This is a genomic window from Halomarina rubra (genome assembly GCF_023699475.1).
GTDB lineage: Archaea > Halobacteriota > Halobacteria > Halobacteriales > Haloarculaceae > Halomarina > Halomarina rubra.
Genome location: NZ_JALXFV010000008.1, coordinates 893,398 through 912,622 on the forward strand (window position 1 = coordinate 893,398; position 19,225 = coordinate 912,622).

Annotated in this window: 20 protein-coding genes and 1 pseudogene; 11 read left to right on the plus strand and 10 right to left on the minus strand. The window is 69.8% G+C overall.

Features of this window, described 5'->3' with window-relative positions:
* The first annotated feature begins 55 nt into the window (after window positions 1–55).
* Window positions 56–187 carry a hypothetical protein gene (locus M1L36_RS21495; RefSeq protein ID WP_305794569.1) on the plus strand — a complete coding sequence of 44 codons (132 nt, stop codon included), beginning with the start codon at window positions 56–58 and terminating at the stop codon, window positions 185–187.
* Here M1L36_RS21495 and M1L36_RS19745 read toward each other — a convergent pair.
* Window positions 184–2,277 carry a hypothetical protein gene (locus M1L36_RS19745; protein ID WP_250875454.1) on the minus strand — a complete coding sequence of 698 codons (2,094 nt, stop codon included), beginning with the start codon at window positions 2,275–2,277 and terminating at the stop codon, window positions 184–186. The genes M1L36_RS21495 and M1L36_RS19745 overlap by 4 nt on opposite strands.
* A 77-nt stretch (window positions 2,278–2,354) precedes the next feature.
* Entirely contained in the window at window positions 2,355–3,029 is a 675-nt protein-coding gene (locus tag M1L36_RS19750) for an MBL fold metallo-hydrolase (RefSeq protein WP_250875455.1), read from the minus strand.
* A gap of 110 nt (window positions 3,030–3,139) precedes the next feature.
* Between M1L36_RS19750 and M1L36_RS19755 the strand changes: the two genes are divergently transcribed.
* Complete coding sequence (locus M1L36_RS19755) at window positions 3,140–3,868, plus strand: VOC family protein (RefSeq protein WP_250875456.1); 729 nt, start codon at window positions 3,140–3,142, stop codon at window positions 3,866–3,868.
* A 33-nt stretch (window positions 3,869–3,901) separates the two neighbouring features.
* Here the strand turns inward: M1L36_RS19755 and M1L36_RS19760 are convergent, their stop codons facing one another.
* A complete protein-coding gene (locus tag M1L36_RS19760; protein ID WP_250875457.1) occupies window positions 3,902–4,195 on the minus strand; it encodes a DUF5779 family protein in 294 nt (97 codons plus the stop codon).
* Between the two features lie 72 nt (window positions 4,196–4,267).
* Window positions 4,268–5,986, minus strand: a complete 1,719-nt coding sequence (ilvD, locus tag M1L36_RS19765; RefSeq protein ID WP_250875458.1) for a dihydroxy-acid dehydratase — start codon at window positions 5,984–5,986, stop codon at window positions 4,268–4,270.
* Window positions 5,987–6,340: 354 nt separating this feature from the next.
* On the opposite strand from ilvD, the gene M1L36_RS19770 reads away from it, so the two are divergent.
* The 8 genes and pseudogenes from M1L36_RS19770 to M1L36_RS19805 all read left to right on the plus strand — a co-directional run bounded on the left by M1L36_RS19770 (window position 6,341) and on the right by M1L36_RS19805 (window position 15,097).
* Window positions 6,341–7,585: a LeuA family protein gene (locus M1L36_RS19770; protein ID WP_250875459.1), complete on the plus strand. Its 1,245-nt coding sequence runs from the start codon at window positions 6,341–6,343 to the stop codon at window positions 7,583–7,585.
* 277 nt (window positions 7,586–7,862) lie between these two features.
* Window positions 7,863–9,704 (plus strand): biosynthetic-type acetolactate synthase large subunit, encoded by a 1,842-nt coding sequence (ilvB, locus tag M1L36_RS19775; RefSeq protein WP_250875460.1) that lies wholly within the window; start codon window positions 7,863–7,865, stop codon window positions 9,702–9,704.
* Window positions 9,701–10,354, plus strand: a pseudogene (gene ilvN / locus M1L36_RS19780) (acetolactate synthase small subunit); the annotation flags it as partial. The gene ilvB and the pseudogene ilvN, both read left to right, overlap by 4 nt.
* A gap of 145 nt (window positions 10,355–10,499) precedes the next feature.
* Window positions 10,500–11,621, plus strand: coding sequence for a ketol-acid reductoisomerase (gene ilvC / locus M1L36_RS19785; protein ID WP_379820432.1), 1,122 nt, complete (start codon window positions 10,500–10,502; stop codon window positions 11,619–11,621).
* 9 nt (window positions 11,622–11,630) lie between these two features.
* Entirely contained in the window at window positions 11,631–11,978 is a 348-nt protein-coding gene (locus M1L36_RS19790; RefSeq protein WP_250875462.1) for a DUF7989 family protein, read from the plus strand.
* 28 nt (window positions 11,979–12,006) lie between these two features.
* The gene (gene leuC / locus M1L36_RS19795) at window positions 12,007–13,458 is read left to right on the plus strand and encodes a 3-isopropylmalate dehydratase large subunit (protein ID WP_250875463.1); all 1,452 of its coding nucleotides are present in this window, start codon (window positions 12,007–12,009) and stop codon (window positions 13,456–13,458) included.
* Window positions 13,455–14,117, plus strand: coding sequence for a 3-isopropylmalate dehydratase small subunit (gene leuD / locus M1L36_RS19800; protein WP_250875464.1), 663 nt, complete (start codon window positions 13,455–13,457; stop codon window positions 14,115–14,117). Before leuC ends, leuD begins: the two co-directional genes overlap by 4 nt.
* Window positions 14,114–15,097 carry an isocitrate/isopropylmalate dehydrogenase family protein gene (locus M1L36_RS19805; protein ID WP_250875465.1) on the plus strand — a complete coding sequence of 328 codons (984 nt, stop codon included), beginning with the start codon at window positions 14,114–14,116 and terminating at the stop codon, window positions 15,095–15,097. Before leuD ends, M1L36_RS19805 begins: the two co-directional genes overlap by 4 nt.
* 15 nt (window positions 15,098–15,112) lie before the next feature.
* Here M1L36_RS19805 and M1L36_RS19810 read toward each other — a convergent pair whose 3' ends face one another.
* From M1L36_RS19810 to M1L36_RS19820, 3 genes are read right to left on the minus strand one after another with little or no spacing between them, the layout of a single operon-like run.
* Window positions 15,113–15,298: a hypothetical protein gene (locus M1L36_RS19810; RefSeq protein WP_250875466.1), complete on the minus strand. Its 186-nt coding sequence runs from the start codon at window positions 15,296–15,298 to the stop codon at window positions 15,113–15,115.
* 27 nt (window positions 15,299–15,325) lie between these two features.
* Window positions 15,326–15,769 (minus strand): DUF5799 family protein, encoded by a 444-nt coding sequence (locus M1L36_RS19815; RefSeq protein WP_250875467.1) that lies wholly within the window; start codon window positions 15,767–15,769, stop codon window positions 15,326–15,328.
* Window positions 15,770–15,813: 44 nt separating this feature from the next.
* A complete protein-coding gene (locus M1L36_RS19820; RefSeq protein WP_250875468.1) occupies window positions 15,814–16,269 on the minus strand; it encodes a DUF7992 family protein in 456 nt (151 codons plus the stop codon).
* 112 nt (window positions 16,270–16,381) lie between these two features.
* Here M1L36_RS19820 and M1L36_RS19825 point away from each other — a divergent pair, with 112 nt between their 5' ends.
* Window positions 16,382–16,585 (plus strand): hypothetical protein, encoded by a 204-nt coding sequence (locus M1L36_RS19825; protein ID WP_250875469.1) that lies wholly within the window; start codon window positions 16,382–16,384, stop codon window positions 16,583–16,585.
* A 31-nt stretch (window positions 16,586–16,616) separates the two neighbouring features.
* Here M1L36_RS19825 and M1L36_RS19830 read toward each other — a convergent pair whose 3' ends face one another.
* From M1L36_RS19830 to M1L36_RS19840, 3 genes are all read right to left on the minus strand, one after another.
* Entirely contained in the window at window positions 16,617–17,258 is a 642-nt protein-coding gene (locus tag M1L36_RS19830) for a fibrillarin-like rRNA/tRNA 2'-O-methyltransferase (protein ID WP_250875470.1), read from the minus strand.
* The gene (locus tag M1L36_RS19835; protein ID WP_250875471.1) at window positions 17,255–18,172 is read right to left on the minus strand and encodes an NOP5/NOP56 family protein; all 918 of its coding nucleotides are present in this window, start codon (window positions 18,170–18,172) and stop codon (window positions 17,255–17,257) included. Before M1L36_RS19835 ends, M1L36_RS19830 begins: the two co-directional genes overlap by 4 nt.
* Window positions 18,173–18,245: 73 nt before the next feature.
* The gene (locus M1L36_RS19840) at window positions 18,246–19,166 is read right to left on the minus strand and encodes a TIGR03571 family LLM class oxidoreductase (protein ID WP_250875472.1); all 921 of its coding nucleotides are present in this window, start codon (window positions 19,164–19,166) and stop codon (window positions 18,246–18,248) included.
* Window positions 19,167–19,225: the final 59 nt, after the last annotated feature.

Genomic DNA, 19,225 nt, shown 5'->3' on the forward strand with positions numbered 1-19,225 from the left:
GGGTAATTCTTCTTACAATACGTTTATGAATATTGAACTCGACTCGACTGACACGATGCCGAGCAAGACGCTCAAGACGTTCCTCGCGGAGCACCCGAAACTGTTCGAACTCGCGTTCGCCGGGACCATGGTCGTCGGGACGATCGGCTCCGAGATGAACACTATCGCCGGTAACCCCGGCCCCTAGAACTGGCTCCTTTGGAGCTCCGTGCTCCACCAGCACCGGTTGCGGAAGTACACCGGGCAGGAACTGATGTCGAGGAGCGACCGCACGTTCTCTTCACGGACCGAGTAGGCCGGCGTCCTGTTCCCCGCGAGGATACTCTCCGTGTGGCCCTCGAGTACGGGTGTCCCGAGCGTCCCCATCCCGTACAGTCGCGTCGGGTAGAACTGAAAGGAGAGTCGGTACCTTGCGGCTTCGCCCGTTCGGTCGTCGCGTTCTTCGAGGTGTACGACGGACGTCGCGCCGGCTTCCGACTGGGCGATCTCGGTGTTCCCGTCGCCGACGACGAGGTACTGCGCACCGACGAGGCTCTCGTCGCTGGCGATGTTGAGCGCCGCCTGCAGCGGGAACCCCGCGTTCAACAGTCGAGCGAGCATTCGGCCGACGGCGGTCGCGCCCGTGTTGACCACCTCGTCGACGGTGACGACGCCGCCGACGGCCCCCGCTTCGATGAGCGCCATCCCCTGCTGGTAGGAGGTGCAGGCGTTGAGGAAGAACGCGTCGGTGCCGACGTCATCGAGGTCGGCCGCGTCGAGGTGGCCGTCGGGACAGCAGAACCCTCCGGCGTCGATGTGGCCGATGTAGTGGACGAACTCCACGCCCGACTCGAGGACCTCTGCGAGTTCGGTCGTCGTCGCGTTGCGGTGGACGGTGACGTCGAACGGGAGCGACTCACGGGAGCCGTAGACGTCGCTGGCCGTCTCGTGTTCGGTCAGCATCGACTCGTCGTTGCAGATGACCGCGATGGAGAGCGACCCGTCGGTCGGCTCCTGACGCAGGCGGTTGCGGAACGCCGCGACGCTCACCTTGCTCGCACCGACCGGGACGTCCGGGCCGACCCACGCCTGTTCGAGCGAGTCGGTCCGCTCGGGACGGACGAGTCGCGGCGTCGGCGGTGGCGACCCCGGCTGGGTACCGGAGCGCGACCGGGTCGGCCCGTCGCTCATGAACGACTCGATGGCCGCCGACTGCGCCTCCGCGGGCGTGACCTCCCGGGCGCTCGGCGTCCGGATGGTCGAGAGGTCGTCGACGAGGTACGGCAGCGTCTCGAGGTTGGTCGGGACCGGGTCGACGTGGCTCGTCAGCTTCCACGTCGGCATGTGGGGTTCGAGCGACTCGTAGGGCACCGAGAGGTACGCCCGCACCTGCTCGGCGAGCGACCGGTCGTAGGTCGCCGCGAGGTCGAACGGCAACACGTCCTCGACGGCCGTCCGCTCCTGTAGTTCGACCGGGTAGTACCCCTCGGTCCGGACGACGCAGTCGAGAAAGAGGAGCTGTTTCAGCGTCCGTCCGACCGTCCGCTCGAACCCAGCCGGTCCCTCCAGAGGGGAGACGAACTCCCCGGCGAGGAGTCGCGGGTCGGACCCGGCGACGACCTCCGCACCGAGGTAGTACGCCAGCGGTGCGACGACGACGCCGGCGTCGAGCGTCGGCGGCACCTCGACGGTGACGCCGGTGTCGGGCCTCACGAGACCGTCCGGGACGTCGAGTTCCTCGCCGAGGGTCATCGCGGGCGGGTGGCCTCGGAGCGTGGGAAACGACCGCTCGGGCGTCGTCGTCTTCAGCGCCGACCCGAGGTACGACAGCGCGGTGAACACGTCCTCGGGAGCGTCCGTCGTGGTGATGGTCGCCGCCGGGCGCTCGTGGTACGAACGTGCCCCGACGAGCACCTCGCTGGCGGCCGCGAACGAGAGGACGGTCGTGTCGCCGTCGGCGTCGACGGTCAGCGGCCCCTCCACCCGGAGATAGAGCTTGATGGGCGAGCAGAGTTCGACGCTGAACGTCCCTGCAGGGAGGTCGTAGCGCTCGAAGTGGCGAATCTGGTGGACGAGCGCGCCGTCGTCGTCCCGGACGTACGCCTCGACGACGTCCGGGAACGTCAGTTCGCCGACCTCGACGGCCGCGGCGGCGTCGACCGGGACGGAGAACGCGTCGTCGTCGACGGGGCGCGGCGTCGCCGCGGTGTCGGTGTAGAGGGCACAGCGACGGCGTTCGATGGCGTCGCGGATGCGGAGGTGGCCGTTCGAGTCGCGGTCGATATCGACGAACGTCACGCTCGCCGACCCCGGTCACTCGATGGCCCTGGCATAGATACCGAAACAGTGACTCGTCCCGGCAAAAGTCTTCGGCCTCAGCCCAACATTCCGCGGAGCGCCTGGAGATACGCCGTCGGCGCACGCCGGCGCGAACCGTCGATAGCGTCCCTGACGGCGCTCCCGGCGTCGGTCGTCACACCGCGCCCGTGACCGACGAGCAGGCGCTCGGCGTCGTAGTCGGCCAACTCTCTCGGTGGCGTCATCCGGAGCATCGGGTGGACGCCGACGCGTTCGTCGCCCGCCCGGAAGTACGCCGCTGTCCCCAGCGCCTCGGAAACGACGAGCGTTCGGTCCTCGGGGTGGTAGAGGTACGCCTCGCGCCAGACGGGCGTGTCGTAGAGCTGATACACCTCGTAGCCGGTGTCGCCGAGTCGCGTTCCGAGGTCCTCGACGGGCGCGAGGTAGTTCGAGTCGATGCCGTCCATCCACGCCGGGCGGTACACCGTCGCGTCGTGACGGCGCGCGATGGCGTCGGCGTCCCGGTTGTGACGGTCGAGGAGGACGAGACAGCCGGCTACCTCGCCCAACTCGGCCAGCAGGTCGTCGAGTCCGTCGGCGTCGACGGGGTCGACGAGGTAGACGCCCTCGTCGGTCGCCAGCGCGTGACTCGCCCGCTGCATCTCCTCGTCGGGGTGGGCCAGCCACCCGACGCCGCCGTCGTGCCTGTCGATCTCGGCCAGCGAGGTCCCGCCGGACCCTTTCATCGGCATACCCTGACTTCGGCCGCGGCGGGCATAAACCGTGGCGACGGGGCAGTCGAGGGGACTGTCCGTCACCGGCCTGCCCGGCAGTTATTACCACCGACGACCGAGTGTGCGGTATGCCATCGCTCCGCTGGCTCGCGCTCGAAGCGAAGGACCTCGACCGGATGGGCGAGTTCTACCGCACGCACCTCGACTTGTCGGTCGAACGGGGCGACGAGGAACTCCGCACCCGGATCGGCGAGACGGCGCTGGTGTTCCGCCGACCGACGGGCGTCCCGCGCGGCGGGGTCCACACCCACTACGCGTTCTCGACGCCGTTCGACCGCTACGACGCCTGGTTCGACCGCCTGGACGACGCGTTCGACCTCGAAGAGCACCGCTTCGGGGAGGCACGCTCGCTGTACTTCTACGACCCCGAGGGCAACTGCGTCGAGATCGGGCAGGTCGAACGCGGGTCGGCGGCCACCGACGAGCGTGCCCCCGGCGACGGTACGACCGACGAGGACGCCGGCCTCACCGGAATCTTCGAGGTGGTGTTCGAGGTCGAAGACCTCGACCGCGCCGTCGCGTTCTACACGGCTCTCGGCTTCGAGACGATGGACGAGGGGACGAACCGCCGTCGGGTCCGCCTCACCGCCGGCCCGTTCGACGTCGAGCTGTGGGAGCCACATCTCGGTATCGCCGACGCGCGCGGTGGCCTCCACGTCGACGTCGGTGTCGCGGTGACCGACCCGACCGAGACTGCGCGGCGAGTCCGGAACCTCGCGACGGACGTGACGCCCGTCGAGTCGGGTGTCAGGGTACGCGACGCCGACGGTCACTACGTCACGCTCGTCGAGGGGTGAGCCGTCCGGACCAGCGAGGAAGAGCGACGACGGTCACTCCAGTCGGTCGGTGTCGATGAGCACGCCCGGCGGGGTGACGATGAGGAACCCCCGGAAGTGGACGAGGTGGCCCCCCATGTCCCGGACGTCGCGAGCGAACCCGCTCGCGAGGTCGCGTAGCTCGCCGTCGACCGAGAGGACCAACACCGCACCGTCGCGGACGAGTCGCTGCCACTCGGCCGCGCCGGTGTCACCGTCCAGCACGCCGAGGACGACCTCGCCGCTCGCGTCCTCGGTGTCCGCTATCTCGCGCTCGACCGCGCCGAGGTCGAGTTCGAAGGAACCCATGAGGAGCGCTTCGAGTGGGTGGGTAAAAAGGTGCGCTCGTTCGGGTCGCCCCCGCTGGGCCGGGGGACCGCCTCACTCCCGACGGACGCCGGGGTTCGTCACCGCACCCTCGGACGCCGACCCGAACGTCGCGGCGTACTTCGCGAGCACGCCGTCGGTGTAGTTCGGCTCCGGTCGCTCCCACGCCTCGCGGCGTTCGTCGAGTTCCTCGTCGGTCAGGTCGACCGACAGCTCTCGGTTCTCGACGTCGATGGTCACCACGTCGCCGTCTTCGAGCAGGCCGATGGGGCCGCCGACGAACGCTTCGGGGGCGACGTGCCCGATGGAGAAGCCCCGCGTGGCCCCCGAGAACCGCCCGTCGGTGAACAGCGCGACGTCCTCGGCGTGGTCCTGGCCCGCGACGGCGGCGGTGACGCCGAGCATCTCGCGCATCCCCGGGCCGCCCCGTGGCCCTTCGTTGCGGATACAGAGCACGTCGCCGCGTTCGACGTTGTCCTCCTGAACGTAGCGCATCGCGGTCTCCTCCCGTTCGAACACCCTGACGGGGCCTTCGTGACGCAGGTCGTCTCTCCCGGTGACTTTGAGCACCGCGCCGCCGGGCGCCAGGTTGCCCGTGAGGATACGGATGGCCCCCTGCTCGCTGAACGGGTCCGAGACGGGCCGCAGGAAGTCGGCGTCGGAGCCCTCGGAGCCGTCGACACCGAGTTCGTCCAGTTCCTCGGCGACCGTTCGACCCGTCACCGTCGTCGCGCCGCCGTCGACGAGGCCGGCGTCGAGCAGGCGTTTCATCACGACGGGGACGCCGCCGACGTCGTGGAGGTCCTTCATCACGCGGGTGCCGCCGGGTTGGAGGTTGGCTATCTTCGGGGTCGCCCGGGATATCTCGTCGAACGTCTCGATAGAGAGGTCGACACCCGCCTCCGCCGCGAGCGCGAGCAGGTGGAGCACGGCGTTCGTCGACCCGCCCATCGACACCTGGAGCGCGATGGCGTTCTCGAAGGAGGCACGCGAGAGGATGTCGGAGGGCGTGCGGTCCTCCTCGACACACTCCAGGGCGAGTTCGCCGGCGCGTCGAGCGGTCTCCAGTCGCTCCTCGCTCTCGGCGGGCGGAGAAGCGCTGCCCAGCGGGGCGAGGCCGAGCGCCTCCGAGATGGAGGCCATCGTGTTCGCGGTGAACATCCCGCCGCAGGAGCCAGCGCCGGGGCAGGCGTTGCGCTCCAGTTCGTCCAACTCCTCGCGGCTCATCTCGCCGGAGGCGTAGGTGCCGACGCCCTCGAAGACGTTCTGCACCGTGACCTCCCGGCCCTCGTGTTCGCCGGGGAGGATTGACCCGCCGTAGACGAACACGCTCGGGAGGTCGGTTCGGATGGCGGCCATCATCATCCCGGGGAGGTTCTTGTCACAGCCGGCGACGGTGACGAGCGCGTCCATGCGCTCGCCGAACGAGACCAACTCGACGGAGTCGGCGATGACCTCTCTGGATATCAGGGAGGCCTTCATCCCCTCGGTCCCCATCGAGATGGCGTCGGAGATGGTGATGGTGCCGAACTCGATAGGCATCCCTCCGGCGTCGTCGATGCCCTCGTAGGCCGCGTCGGCCACGTCGTCGAGGTGGACGTTACACGGCGTGATGTCGGCCGCGGGGTTCGCGAGACCGACCATCGGCGCGTCGAAGTCCGCGTCGTCGTAGCCCATCGCTCGGAACATCGCGCGGTGGGGCGCACGCTCCGGTCCCTGCGTCACCTCGGCGCTTCGGAGACGCTTCCCGTCTCCCGTGGCATCGTCACTCATACCGTCCCTCTCCGCCCGCGTGCTAATGAACCCCCGTAGCGGGGCAGGTGTTGCACCCTTCTCGGGGCGCGCCGAGGGGGCCGGACGGGCTACAGACGGGACGCGGACGAACCACGGACGGAGCGCGGGCGAGGTCGAGTCGCCGGCGACGCCACCGACCGACCGCACACTCGCGGCAAGCACTGCGTCGACTGGGCTGGACTACCACACCACACACGTGGGTACGCCTTCCATCTGTTGAAGGTCGTACTAGGCCGCGCCCGCTTGCGGTTCGTCTGTACGGCGGCGAGTTCTGGACGAGTGTAAGGTTCGCCGCCGGAGCAACCCTTATTACCGACCGGACGTTGGCGAGAGATGCAATGTCATACACGACGGAGGACACGTCGGAGGTCCCGGCGGGTCGAGTTCTTCGACGGTACGCTGAGAACTTCTGCTGAATTCGACGACGCACGGATCTTCGACACGACGCTGCGCGACGGCGAGCAGTCGCCACGCACCTCGTTCTCGTACGACGACAAGCGCGACATAGCCGCGCAACTGGACGCGATGGGCGTCCACGTCGTCGAGGCGGGGTTCCCGGTGAACTCCGACGCGGAGTTCGCCGCGGTGCGCGACATCGCCGAGAGCGCGTCGAACGGAACGGACGTCTGCGGGTTGGCTCGTGTGGTCGAGAAGGACGTGGAGGCGGCGCTCGACGCGGGCGTCGACGTCGTCCACGTGTTCGCCTCGACCAGCGACGTCCAACTGGAGGACTCGATGCACGCCACGCGCGAGGAGGTGGTCGACCGCTCCGTGGACGCGGTACGGCGCGTCCGCGAGGCCGGTGTCGAGGTGATGTTCTCGCCGATGGACGCCACCCGGACGGACCCGGAGTTCCTGCGCGAGGTCGTCGAGACCGTCTCCGAGGCGGGCGTCGACTGGGTGAACATCCCCGACACCTGCGGGGTCGCCACTCCGGCGCGGTTCGCCACGCTCGTCGAGCAGTTCACCGAGTGGACGGACGCACGCATCGACGTCCACACGCACGACGACTTCGGGTTGGCGAGCGCGAACGCGCTGGCCGGCTTCGAGGCGGGCGCGGCCCAGGCGCAGGTGTCGGTCAACGGCATCGGCGAGCGCGCGGGCAACGCCGCCTTCGAGGAGGTCGTGATGGCCGTCGAGTCCATCCACGGCGTCGAGACGGGTATCGACACCACCCGCATCACCGAGTTGGCGCGGATGGTCGAGGAGAAGAGCGACGTCCCGGTGCCGGCGAACAAGCCGGTCGTCGGCGACAACGCCTTCGCCCACGAGTCGGGCATCCACGCCGCGGGCGTCATCGAGAACGCCGCGACGTTCGAACCCGGCGTCATGACCCCCGAGATGGTCGGAGCCGAGCGCGAACTGGTGATGGGCAAACACACCGGGACGCACTCGGTGCGCGAGCGACTGCGCGAGGCGGGCTACGACCCGACCGATGAGCAGGTCCGCGCGGTCACTCGGAAGGTCAAGGACACCGGCGCGGCCAAAGAGCGCGTCACCGACGAGCGCGTCCGGGAGTTCGCCGAGACGGTCGGCGTCGAACGTACCCCCGAGCGAGTCACGGAGGGGTCGCGCTGATGGCGGCCGCCGCCGACGAACCGGAGAGGGAGCGACGGCTCTCGCCACAGTCGCCCACTGGCGGCGAACGTTGCCAGTCGGGCAACTATTATCATCGTCCGGTCGTACGTGGTGGTAATGACGCACACACGGACCCTCGCAACGGCCGTCGTGAGCGTCGCGCTCGTGATTATTGTAGGGGCGTAGCCCCTACTCCACCCTCTCCTCGACCCGTCGCCGTACCGTCTTCCGACCCAGCGACCAGCACGAACCCACAACACACGAGCGAACACAGCAGATGAGCGAGCGCACGAGCACCACGACTACCCACCGGTATCGAGAACGAACGGACCCGCAGACGACCGCCGAGTCGACCACCGAGTCGGCGACGGAGTCTGCCGAGACGACTGAGACGGACGACGGGCCGACGAGCGACACACCGACGACGGGCGCACAGGCGGCCGTCGCGGCGCTCGAAGCGGCGGGCGTCGAGCACGTCTTCGGCGTGCAGGGCGGGGCCATCATGCCCGTCTACGACGCGCTGTACGACGCCGACCCCGACCACGTCACGATGGCTCACGAGCAGGGAGCGGTTCACGCCGCCGACGCGTACGGCCAGGTGACGGGACGTCCCGGCGTCTGCATGGCGACGTCGGGGCCGGGGGCGACGAACCTCGTCACCGGCATCGCCGACGCGAACATGGATTCGGACCCGCTCGTCGCGCTGACGGGCCAGGTCCCGACGGCGTTCGTCGGGAACGACGCGTTCCAGGAGACCGACACGGTCGGCGTCACCCGCCCTATCACGAAGACGAACTTCTTCGCGGGCGACACCGACACCGTCGGTGCGACCGTCGGCGACGCCATCGCACTCGCGGGCGAGGGGCGGCCAGGACCGACGCTCGTCGACCTCCCGAAGGACGTGACGACCGGCGAGACGAGCGCGGAGCCGACCCCGACCACCGAGACCGAGGAGGAGCCACCGGCAGCCGACGCCGACGCGGTCGCACGGGCGGTCCGTGCACTCACCGACGCCGACCAGCCGCTCATCCTCTCCGGTGGCGGCGTGACCAAAGGCGAGGCCAGCGAGGAGCTACAGGCGTTCGCCACCGAGTTCGGCATCCCAGTCACGACGACGATGCCCGGCATCGGGACGTTCCCCGAGGACCACGACCTCTCGCTGTCGTGGGCCGGGATGCACGGCACCGGGTACGCGAACATGGCCATCAGCCACACCGACTGCATGCTCGCCGTGGGCACCAGATTCGACGACCGTCTCACGGGTGGCATCGAGACGTTCGCCCCCGACGCGACGGTCGTCCACGTCGACATCGACCCCGCGGAGATATCGAAGAACGTCCACGCCGACCACCCGCTCGTCGGCGACGCCGGGACGGTCCTCGAACAGCTCCACGACGCGATGGGCGACGCCTTCGAGGAGTCGGGGCTGACCGGCGACGCCTACGACTCCTGGAGAACGACCTGTACGGACTGGAAGACGGAGTACCCGCTGACGTACGACACACCCGAGGACGAACCCCTCAAGCCGCAGTTCGTCGTCGAAGCGACGGACGAGTTGACCCCCGACGACACGCTCGTGACGACGGGCGTCGGCCAGCACCAGATGTGGGCCGCGCAGTTCTGGACGTACACCGAACCACGGACCTACATCTCCTCGCACGGGCTGGGGACGATGGGCTACGGCCTGCCCGCCGCCATCGGCGCGAAGGTGGCCGCCCCGGACCGCGAGGTGGTCTGTTTCGACGGCGACGGAAGCTTCCTGATGACGATGCAGGAACTCGCCGTCGCGGTCCGGGAGAACCTCGACGTCACGGTCGTCGTGCTCAACAACGAGGCCATCGGGATGGTCCGTCAGTGGCAGGACGCCTTCTTCGAGGGTCGCCGCATGGCCTCGGAGTACGGCTGGGTGCCCGACTTCGCGGCGCTCGCCGAGGCGTTCGGCGCGAAGGGGTTCACCCTGCGCGAGTACGACGAGACCGCCGAGACTCTCCGCGAAGCCATCGACTACGACGGCCCGAGCGTCGTCGACGCCCACATCGACCCGACCGAGAACGTCTACCCGATGGTCCCCAGCGGCGGCGACAACTGCCAGTTCGCGCTCTCGGAGGACCAGCTATGAGCGGCCAGTCCGAGCAGTCCGAGCACTCGGAGGCCCCCGAGCGGCGGACGACGACCCCCTCGTCGACCGGGCAGCACCCCGAAGCACGCGACCGCCCGAACGGGCGACGCTCCTCGCAGGGTATCCGCGTCGACCCGCACGCCGAGGCGACCCACGAACCGCGCCGGACGACCATCTCGGCGCTCGTTCGGCACGAACCGGGCGTCCTCGCGGAGGTGTCCGGGCTCGTGAGTCGCCGACAGTTCAACATCGAGTCGCTGACCGTCGGGTCGACGACGAACCCCGAGACGGCACGCATCACGCTCGTCATCGAGGAGCCCGAACCGGGCGTCCGACAGGTCGAGCGCCAGTTGGCGAAACTGCGCCCGGTCATCTCGGTCGGTGAGTTGGACGGCGACGCGGTGCGCCGTGAACTGGTCGTCCTGAAGGTCCACGGCGACCGGCCGGGCGACGTGCAGGCCGTCACCGAGATGTACGACGGCACCACCCTCGACGCCGGTCCCCGGACCATCACCGTCGAGATAACGGGCGACGAGCAGACCATCGACGACGCCATCGACGCGTTCCGGCAGTTCGGCATCCGCGAACTCGCCCGCACCGGCCACACCGCGCTGGCTCGCGGCGAGACGTGGACGACGCCGGACGAACAGGAGCGCTACGAGGAGTTGCGCGGTTCGGAGCGAGCGCCAGCGAGTGAGAACCGCGCGAATGCGAACGGGGAGCGAAAGCGACCCGTGAGCGAAGACGGCGACACTGGCTCGAAAGAGCGACTCGCGACGGACGGCGGCGAGAACGATGCTCTCGCTACTCGGCCGGACGAGTCCGGCGACGGTGGCGAGGACGCCGACACGACGACCGACCACCGCAGATACCTGTAGACCCATGACTGACAACCAGATCTACTACGACGACGACGCATCGTACGAAGACATCGAGGAGAAGACCGTGGCCGTCCTCGGCTACGGGAGCCAGGGCCACGCCCACGCGCTCAACCTCGCGGACAGCGCCATCGACGTGGTCGTGGGCCTGCGCGAGGGCTCCTCGTCACGCGCGGCGGCCCGCGACGACGGCCTCCGGGTGGCGACGCCCACGGAGGCGGCCGCGGAAGCCGACCTCGTGGCGATGCTCGTCCCCGACACCGTCCAGCCGGACGTGTTCGACGCCATCGAACCGCACCTCGACGCCGGCGACACGCTGCTGTTCGCTCACGGGTTCAACGTCCACTACGGGCAGATAGAGCCACCGGAGGACGTCGACGTGTCGATGATAGCGCCCAAATCGCCGGGCCACCTCGTGCGCCGGAACTTCGAGGCCGGCGAGGGCACGCCAGGGTTGCTCGCCATCTACCGCGACGCGACCGGCGACGCCCGCGACGAGGCGCTCGCGTACGCCCAGGCCATCGGCTGCACCCGCGCCGGGGTGGTCGAGACGACGTTCCGCGAGGAGACCGAGACCGACCTGTTCGGCGAGCAGGCCGTGCTCTGCGGTGGCGTCACCGAACTCGTCAAGGCGGGCTACGAGACGCTCGTCGACGCGGGGTACAGCCGCGAGATGGCGTACTTCGAGTGTATGAACGAGCTGAAACTCATCGTCGACCTGCTGTACGAGGGCGGTCTCGGCGAGATGTGGGACTCGGTGAGCGACACCGCCGAGTACGGCGGGCTCACCCGCGGCGAGGTGGTGGTCGACGACCACGCCCGCGACCGGATGGAGACCGTTCTGGAGGAGGTTCAGAACGGCGAGTTCGCCCGCGAGTGGATCACCGAGAACCAGGCCGGTCGACCCGCCTACACGCAGCGCCGGAAGGCCGAGCAGGCCCACGACATCGAGGACGTGGGCGCGGAGCTCCGCGCGCTGTTCGCGTGGGGCGGCGAGGAACGGGACGCGGAGACGCCGAAAGCACCAGCGGACGACTGACCAGAGACGATGACCCAGACGACACGCGACGACCGATCGGACCGACGCACCGACCGACGAGCAACCGACCGACGCACCGGCGAGCGAGCGAGCCTCGCCGACGTCGACCACACACATCCCCGGACCGGCGAGAGCTTCGGCGACGCGATGGTGTACCACCGCGGTCCGACCGTCGCCGCCGACGGTGGGACCGAGCGCTCCGGCGAGACCCGGACCGAGGACGACGAGACCCTCGCGGACCTCGACCACACGCCGCCGCGAGACGCCGACGACGCCAACACGGTCCACGAACGCGGCGGCGAACACGAGGCGGAGACCGACCGAGCGACAGAGAGCGACGAGCACGAATCCGTATGACGAGCACGACGACGGGAGACGAACGTCCATGAGCGAGAACACGCTGTACGACGACGTGTGGGACCGCCACCGCGTCCGGACCCTGCCCTCCGGGCAGGACCAGCTGTTCGTCGGGCTCCACCTCGTCCACGAGGTGACCAGCCCCCAGGCGTTCGGGATGCTGGAGGAGCGCGACCGCGAGGTCGCCCGGCCCGACCTGACCCACGCGACGGCCGACCACATCGTCCCGACCGACGACCGCTCGCGGCCCTACGGCGACGCCGCCGCCGAGTCGATGCTGAGCGAGTTGGAGGCGAACGTCGGCGACTCCGACATCGCGTTCGACCACCCCGACACCGGTCGGCAGGGTATCGTCCACGTGGTCGGTCCCGAACAGGGCCGCACCCAGCCGGGGATGACCGTCGTCTGCGGGGACTCACACACCGCCACCCACGGCGCGTTCGGCGCGCTCGCGTTCGGCATCGGCACCTCCCAGATTCGAGACGTGCTCGCGACTCAGACCGTCGCGATGGAGAAGAAGCGGGTCCGACGCGTCGAAGTCACGGGCGAACTCGACGACGGCGTCACCGCCAAGGACGTGATTCTGACCGTCATTCGCGAACTCGGCACCGACGGCGGCGTCGGCTACGTCTACGAGTACGGCGGCCCCGTCGTCGAAGCGATGGACATGGCCGGGCGGATGACCGTCTGTAACATGTCCATCGAGGGCGGTGCCCGTGCGGGCTACGTCGAACCCGACGAGACGACCTACGAGTGGCTCCGCGAGACCGACGCGTTCGCCGAGGACCCGGAACGGTTCGCCGAGTTGCGCGAGTACTGGGAGTCCATCCGCTCGGGGCCGGACGCCGAGTACGACGACGTCGTCACCATCGACGGCGACGCCATCGAACCGGTCGTGACGTGGGGGACCACCCCCGGCCAGGTCGTCGGCGTCACCGAACCGGTCCCCGACCCCGACTCGTTCGAGGAGGGCGAGCGCGAGGTCGCCCGTCGGGCACAGGACCACACGGGCGTGACGCCGGGCGAGTCCATGCAGGGCTACCCCGTCGACGTGGCGTTCGTCGGGTCGTGTACGAACGCGCGACTCTCGGACCTGCGGGACGCCGCGCGCGTCGTCCGTGGGCGCGAGATTCACGACGACGTCCGCGGACTGGTCGTCCCCGGCAGTCAGCGCGTCGCCGCGGCCGCCGAGCGGGAGGGCCTCGATACGGTCTTCCGCGACGCCGGCTTCCAGTGGCGTGCTCCCGGCTGTTCGATGTGTCTGGGGATGAACGACGACCAACTCGTCGGCGACGAGGTGTGTGCCTCTTCCTCGAACCGGAACTTCGTCGGCCGGCAGGGGTCGAAGGAGGGCCGCACGCTCCTGATGAGTCCACGGATGGTCGCCGCCGCCGCCGTCACGGGCGGAGTGACCGACGTGCGCGAGATGTCGCTGGTCGAAGCGGACGACGCCGAGGAGACCGCGGAGGTGACTCGATGAGCGACGCGAACGACGGCGGTCCGAGCACGCCCGACACGCCCGCCGTCGAACGCGTCGAGGGGCCTGGCATCGCCGTCCGTGGGGACGACGTCGACACCGACCAGATTCTCCCCGCACGGTTCCTGAAGGTGCTCACCTTCGAGGGACTGGGCGAGTTCGCGTTCTTCGACCAGCGCTTCGAGGAGGTCGAGACCGACGGCACGGTCGAGGAACGCGAGACCGACCACCCGTTCAACGACCCCGCCCACCGTGACGCGTCGGTACTCGTCGTCGGCAGCAACTTCGGCTGTGGCTCCTCACGGGAGCACGCTCCGCAGGCGCTCCAGCGGTGGGGTATCGACGCCGTCGTCGGCGAGTCGTTCGCCGAGATTTTCGCGGGCAACTGTCTCGCGCTCGGCGTCCCGACGGTGACGCTCGACGGCGACGCGGTCGAGGCGCTCCAGTCGTTCGTCGAGGCCGATCCGGACGCCGACGTCGTGGTCGACGTGGGCGAAGAGACGGTCAGCTACGACGGTCGAACGGTCGACGCGACCGTCGACGACGCCCACCAGCACGCGCTCACCGAGGGACAGTGGGACACGACCGCACAACTGGCGGCCGTCCCCGAACGGATAACCGAAACCGCGAACGACCTGCCGTACGTCGAGTCCACACGATGAGCGACGACGTCGAAATCGCCGTCGTCCCCGGTGACGGCATCGGTCGGGAGGTGACCCCCGCCACCGTCCGGGTGCTCGACGCACTCGACGCCCCGCTCTCGTTCAGCGAGTACGAGGCCGGCGACGCGGTGGCCGACGAGCGCGGGACGCCGCTCCCCGAGGAGACCGTCGAGGGCGTCGACGCGGCCGACGCGACGCTGTTCGGCGCGGCCGGTGAGACCGCGGCGGACGTCATCCTGCCGTTGCGCGAGGCGGTCGGGAGCTTCGCCAACGTCCGGCCCGTCAAGGCCTACCCCGGCGTCGACGCGCTCCAACCGGAGACGGACCTCGTGTTCGTCCGGGAGAACACCGAGGGCGTCTACGCCGGCATCGAGAGCGAACTCGCGCCGGGCGTGACGACCTGTACCCGCGTCGTCACCGACGACGCGTCGCGGCGAGTCGCCGAGTTCGCGTTCGACTACGCCGCCGAGCGCGACGCGCGGGTGACAGTCGCGCACAAGGCGAACGTGATGCGCGTCACGGACGGGCAGTTCCTCGACTCCGTCCGAGCCGTGGCGGACGACCGCGGTGCGGCCCACGACGAGGCGCTGATGGACGCGCTGGCGATGCACCTCGTCCAGCGCCCGGCCGACTACGACGTGGTGTGCTGCCCGAACCTCGCTGGCGATATGTTGAGCGACCTCGCCGCCGGTCTCGTCGGCGGCCTCGGTCTCCTCCCGAGCGCGAACGTCGGCGGCGCGAACGCGCTGTTCGAACCGGTCCACGGCACCGCACCCGACATCGCCGGCGAGGGCGTCGCCAACCCCGCCGCGACGATGCTCTCGGCGGCGCTCATGCTGGAGTGGCTCGGTGAGACCGACGCGGGCGAGCGAGTCCGCACGGCGGTCGAGTCGGTGCTGGCCGACGGGCCGCGGACACCGGACCTGGGGGGCGAGGCGACGACGGCGGACGTAACCGCGGCGGTCCTCGAGCGTCTCTGAGAGGACCGTCGTCGGTCACTCACGGGACGCCGAGGCGTTCAGTTGTGCCATGACGTACCCACCGAGGCCGATGGCGACACCAGCGATGACGAGAAGTCCGTACGGCTCGGCCCCGGCCCCGTTCTGGCTCTGTCCGACGTAGAACAGCCCACTCGACACCGAAATCAGAATCCCGACGAGCAACCAGTCCTGTGCGGCCATATCGCGACGTCCGTCACCACCGACAAGTCACTCCCGGTTCTGTTCCTCGGCTGCGATTTGCCGAATCTCCTCCCAGCGCCCGCGGTCTTCGAGTCGCTGCTGGAGGCGGTCGGTGTACTCCGCGACGAGGCTCTCTGCGGCCTCCTTGCGCTCGGCGTCCTTCGCCTCTTGGTCGTCGCCCATCCCGAGTGCGTTCTTGATTGAGCCGAACATCCCGCCACCCCCGGAGTTCCGGTCGGCGTTGGGCTGTTCGGCGGCGATGCGGTCCATCTCGGGGACGACCGAGTCGAGTTTCGAGGTGTCGCCGACGAGGCGGGCAGCGCCGGGGTCGTCGACGTCCGCGATGCGGAACTCCGTGGCCGTCATCACGAGGCTCCACTCCTGGGGCGACAGCGACGACTCGGCGACCCGGTCGTTGAACTCGCGGTCGACGGCCATCCGCGAGCCAACGAGGCGGTCGGTCCACGTCATACGCACACCGTCGCCGTCCCGGGGTAAACCTCTTCGCCCGCGTCTCAGAAGTCGGGGAGGTCGTCGGGGGCGTCGAACGCCGACTCCCACTCGATGTACTCCGATTTGAGTACGTCAGAGACGACCCCGCCGAGTTCGGTCAGCGAGGCGTTGATGCTCGACACGCGCGCCCACGAGTCGAGGTCGGGGTGCAGGTCGCGCTCGCGCCAGTCCTCGGGGAGGCCGGGAGCGTGGTAGCCGACGCGGTCGGCGAAGTCGTCCCAGAAGAAGTCGAACTGCGGGACGAGGTCGAGGTCCTCGACGATTCCCCACTCCGTCTCGTCGAGTTCGGTGTGCTCGGCCCACTCGCCGAACGCCCGCTCCCACGCGCCGTCGTGGAGGTACTCGTCGAGTTCCTCGCGACGGTAGTCGTCGCCGACGACGTCGGCGTCCTCGTACGCGTCGGGGTCGAACGCGGGTTCGAGGTCGGGCGGGTCCGGCGGCGAGACGTCGAGACTCATGGCCGACGATTGGACGGGTGATGGCAAAAAGCGTGTGTCGTCGTGCACCACCGAGCGACCGTCTCCCCGGTGGTCCGGAGCCGATAAGCACCCTGCCCGACGACCGACGGTCGTGTCCGAGGACCAACCGCTCGACATCGGCCGTCGGGCCGTGGTGACGAAGCCGGGCCACCCCCGGCGCGGGGAGCGGTGCACCGTCGTCGACGTCACCACGTACTCGCACCCGGTGTTCGAGCGCCGTTCGTACGTCGTCGAGTTCGACGGAGCGGGCGAACGGGCCGTCCTCACCCGAGCGCACCTCCGGGCCCTCGACTGACCCCTCCTGCGGTTCGACGTTCGAGAGCGTGCTACTCCGGTCGCGCCACCACCGCGAGGTGGTCCTCGTGGTAAGGGTCGAGCGACGTCGTCTCCAGCACCTCGTAGCCCGACAGCGCGTCGAGGAACGCCTCGAACACGTCCTCGGGGTCGGCGGTGACGTCCTCCGAGCGCGCCTTCACGACCGCGAGCAGACGACCGTCCTCGCGCAGGAACCGCCGGTTCCGGTTGGCGACCTCCGCCTGCCCGCGGGTCGCGACGTCCTGCACCAGTGCGTCCACCGGTTCGACGACGTGGGCGTACGTCTCCGGTTTGCGGGCGTCCTTGAGCAACGGGAACAGGTTGTCCCGGGCCTCGGCGACCGGCAGGAGGTCGCGCGTCGGTCGCGGGGCGAACTCGACGGCGTAGGTCGGGCCGGCGAAGTCCGCGACGTGACTGACGGTCGTCCCAGACGCCGCGCCGAGGTACAGCACCGTCTCGCCGCCGCCGAGGCCGGTGTCCATCCCGCTCTGGAGCATCGCGCCGAGTTTCGAGCGGCCGGCGTCCCAGACGCGCCACTCGCCGTCGGTCGGTTCGCCGTACACTGGCTCGCCCCGCGTCGCCAGTCGGTCGCGACCGTCGAGCCGTCGGCGCTCGACGCCCGCGGGGAGGTCGGGGTCCGACTCGGGACTCACGCGTCGTCACCCCCGTCGTCGGAGGCGGCATCGTCGGTCGGCTCCACGTCGGTGTCCGGCGCACTGTTCGGTCCGGGGTCGTCGGTCCGGGCGCGAATCGTCGTGATTCGCTCGTCGAGTTCGGCCTGTAGCTCGGGGCGCAAGTCGCCCGAGTAGTGGTCGACGCGGGCGGCGATGGAGAGCTTCCCGGCGAGCGCGCGGGCCGCCGAGCCGCGTTCGTCGGGGTGGGTGTTGCGGACGTAGTCGTGGACGAAGATGACGCCGTGTTTCGGCGAGGACGCGCGGCCCGCGAGATGGGCGAACAGCGCGTCCTCCGCGCCGAGCACCTGGACGGTCCCGGAGGGTTTCTTCGCCAGCGATTCGAGACCACCGGCGAGGGCGACGAGTCGTGCGGCGAGGACGGGACCGGCCATCGCCGAGAGGTTCGGCGCGACCTCGGGAGCAGTTCGTTCGACGAACGCCCGCAGGTCGTCGCGTTCGTCGGTGAGGTCGACGACACGTCGGGCGAGCGAGACGACGCGCTCGTCGGCGGGGTCGGTCGGGTCGCGCGCTGCGAGGTCGCGTGCGGCGTCGACACCCGTCCCGGCGTCGGGGTAGCGCGTCCCGGCCCACTCCGCGAGGCGCTCGGCGAGTTCGTTGGCGACGCGCTCGGTGTCGTCCATCGACCGCACCGCGTGGACGAGTTGGCGGTCGCCGGCGGTCTCGGCCTCCCGGACGGCCGCGCGGGTCGCCGCGAGCGTCGCCTCCCGGAGTCGGTCGTAGTACGCCTCGGTGTCGGCGGCGAACCCCGACTCGACGGCCAGCGCGGGCCACTGGCGAGGCGAGTCGGTCTCCCCGTCGCGGATTCGGCGGGCGGCCCCCTCGGCGTCGTCGGGCGCGAGGCCCGCGAACCAGCCACCCTCGGTGTCGCTCATGGCACGGGGTTGCCGCCGGGGCCGTATATCCGTCCCGATACCGCGAGTCCCGCCGCCGAGGTCCGGCGTCGAATCAGAGCCGTTCGACGACCCGTTCGTGAAAGCGCGTCAACGCGCGCTCGGGGTCGTCGCCGCTCGCCCCCACGAGGACGTGGTCGACCCCGAGGGCGTCCAGCCGGCGGAAGTACTCGACGAACCACTCCTCGCCGGCGCGATAGCCCTGATGGCGCGGTTCGGGGTCGGCGTCGGGGTCGTCGGCCAACTCGGCGCGGACGACCATCGCGTATGGCTTCTCGCCCGCCGCGTCGCGCCAGTCGTCGAGGAACGATTCGAGCGTCCCCTCGGGGAGGTGGTAGAACAGCCAGCCGTCGCCGTGTTCGCCGAGCCACGCGACGTCCTGTCGGGAGTGGCCCGTCGGCAGCACCGGAACGGTGTCCCCCGTCGGCTTCGGCACCAGGTCTAGTGCACCGTCGAGGCGGCCCCACTCGCCCTCTGTCTCGGGGAACTCGTCGCGCCAGACGGTTCGCAGGCAGTCGACGGCCTCGCGGAAGCGCGCCCCACGTGCCTCGTGGTCGACGCCGAACGCCTCGAACTCGGGAGCGCGGTCGCCCGTCGCCACGCCCATGACGAACCGCCCACCGGAGAGTTGGTCGAGCGAGGCCGCCTGCTTCGCGACGTGCAGCGGGTGACGCAGCGGGAGGACGACGCTCGCGGTTCCGAGCGCGACGTCGTCGGTGTGGGCGGCGACGTAGCTCAGCCACGTCCACGGGTCGAACGTCTGGCCGGCGTCGCCGAAGCGCGGCCAGAACAACGGGACGTCGCGCGCCCAGAGCGCGTCGTACCCGAGGTCCTCGGCGTGCGTAGCGAGTCGTCGCTCCTCGGCGACGTCGGGGCGGTCAGTCCGCGCGCCCGTCAGCGGGAAGCCGACGCCGACGGTGAGGTCGTCGGTCTCGAACAGTCGTCGCCAGCCGGCGTTCTCGTGGCCATCGGTCACTGGGAGGTGGTTCGCGAGCGGTCGGCAAAGACGTACCGTCGTCGGGTGTCGGTCTCGTC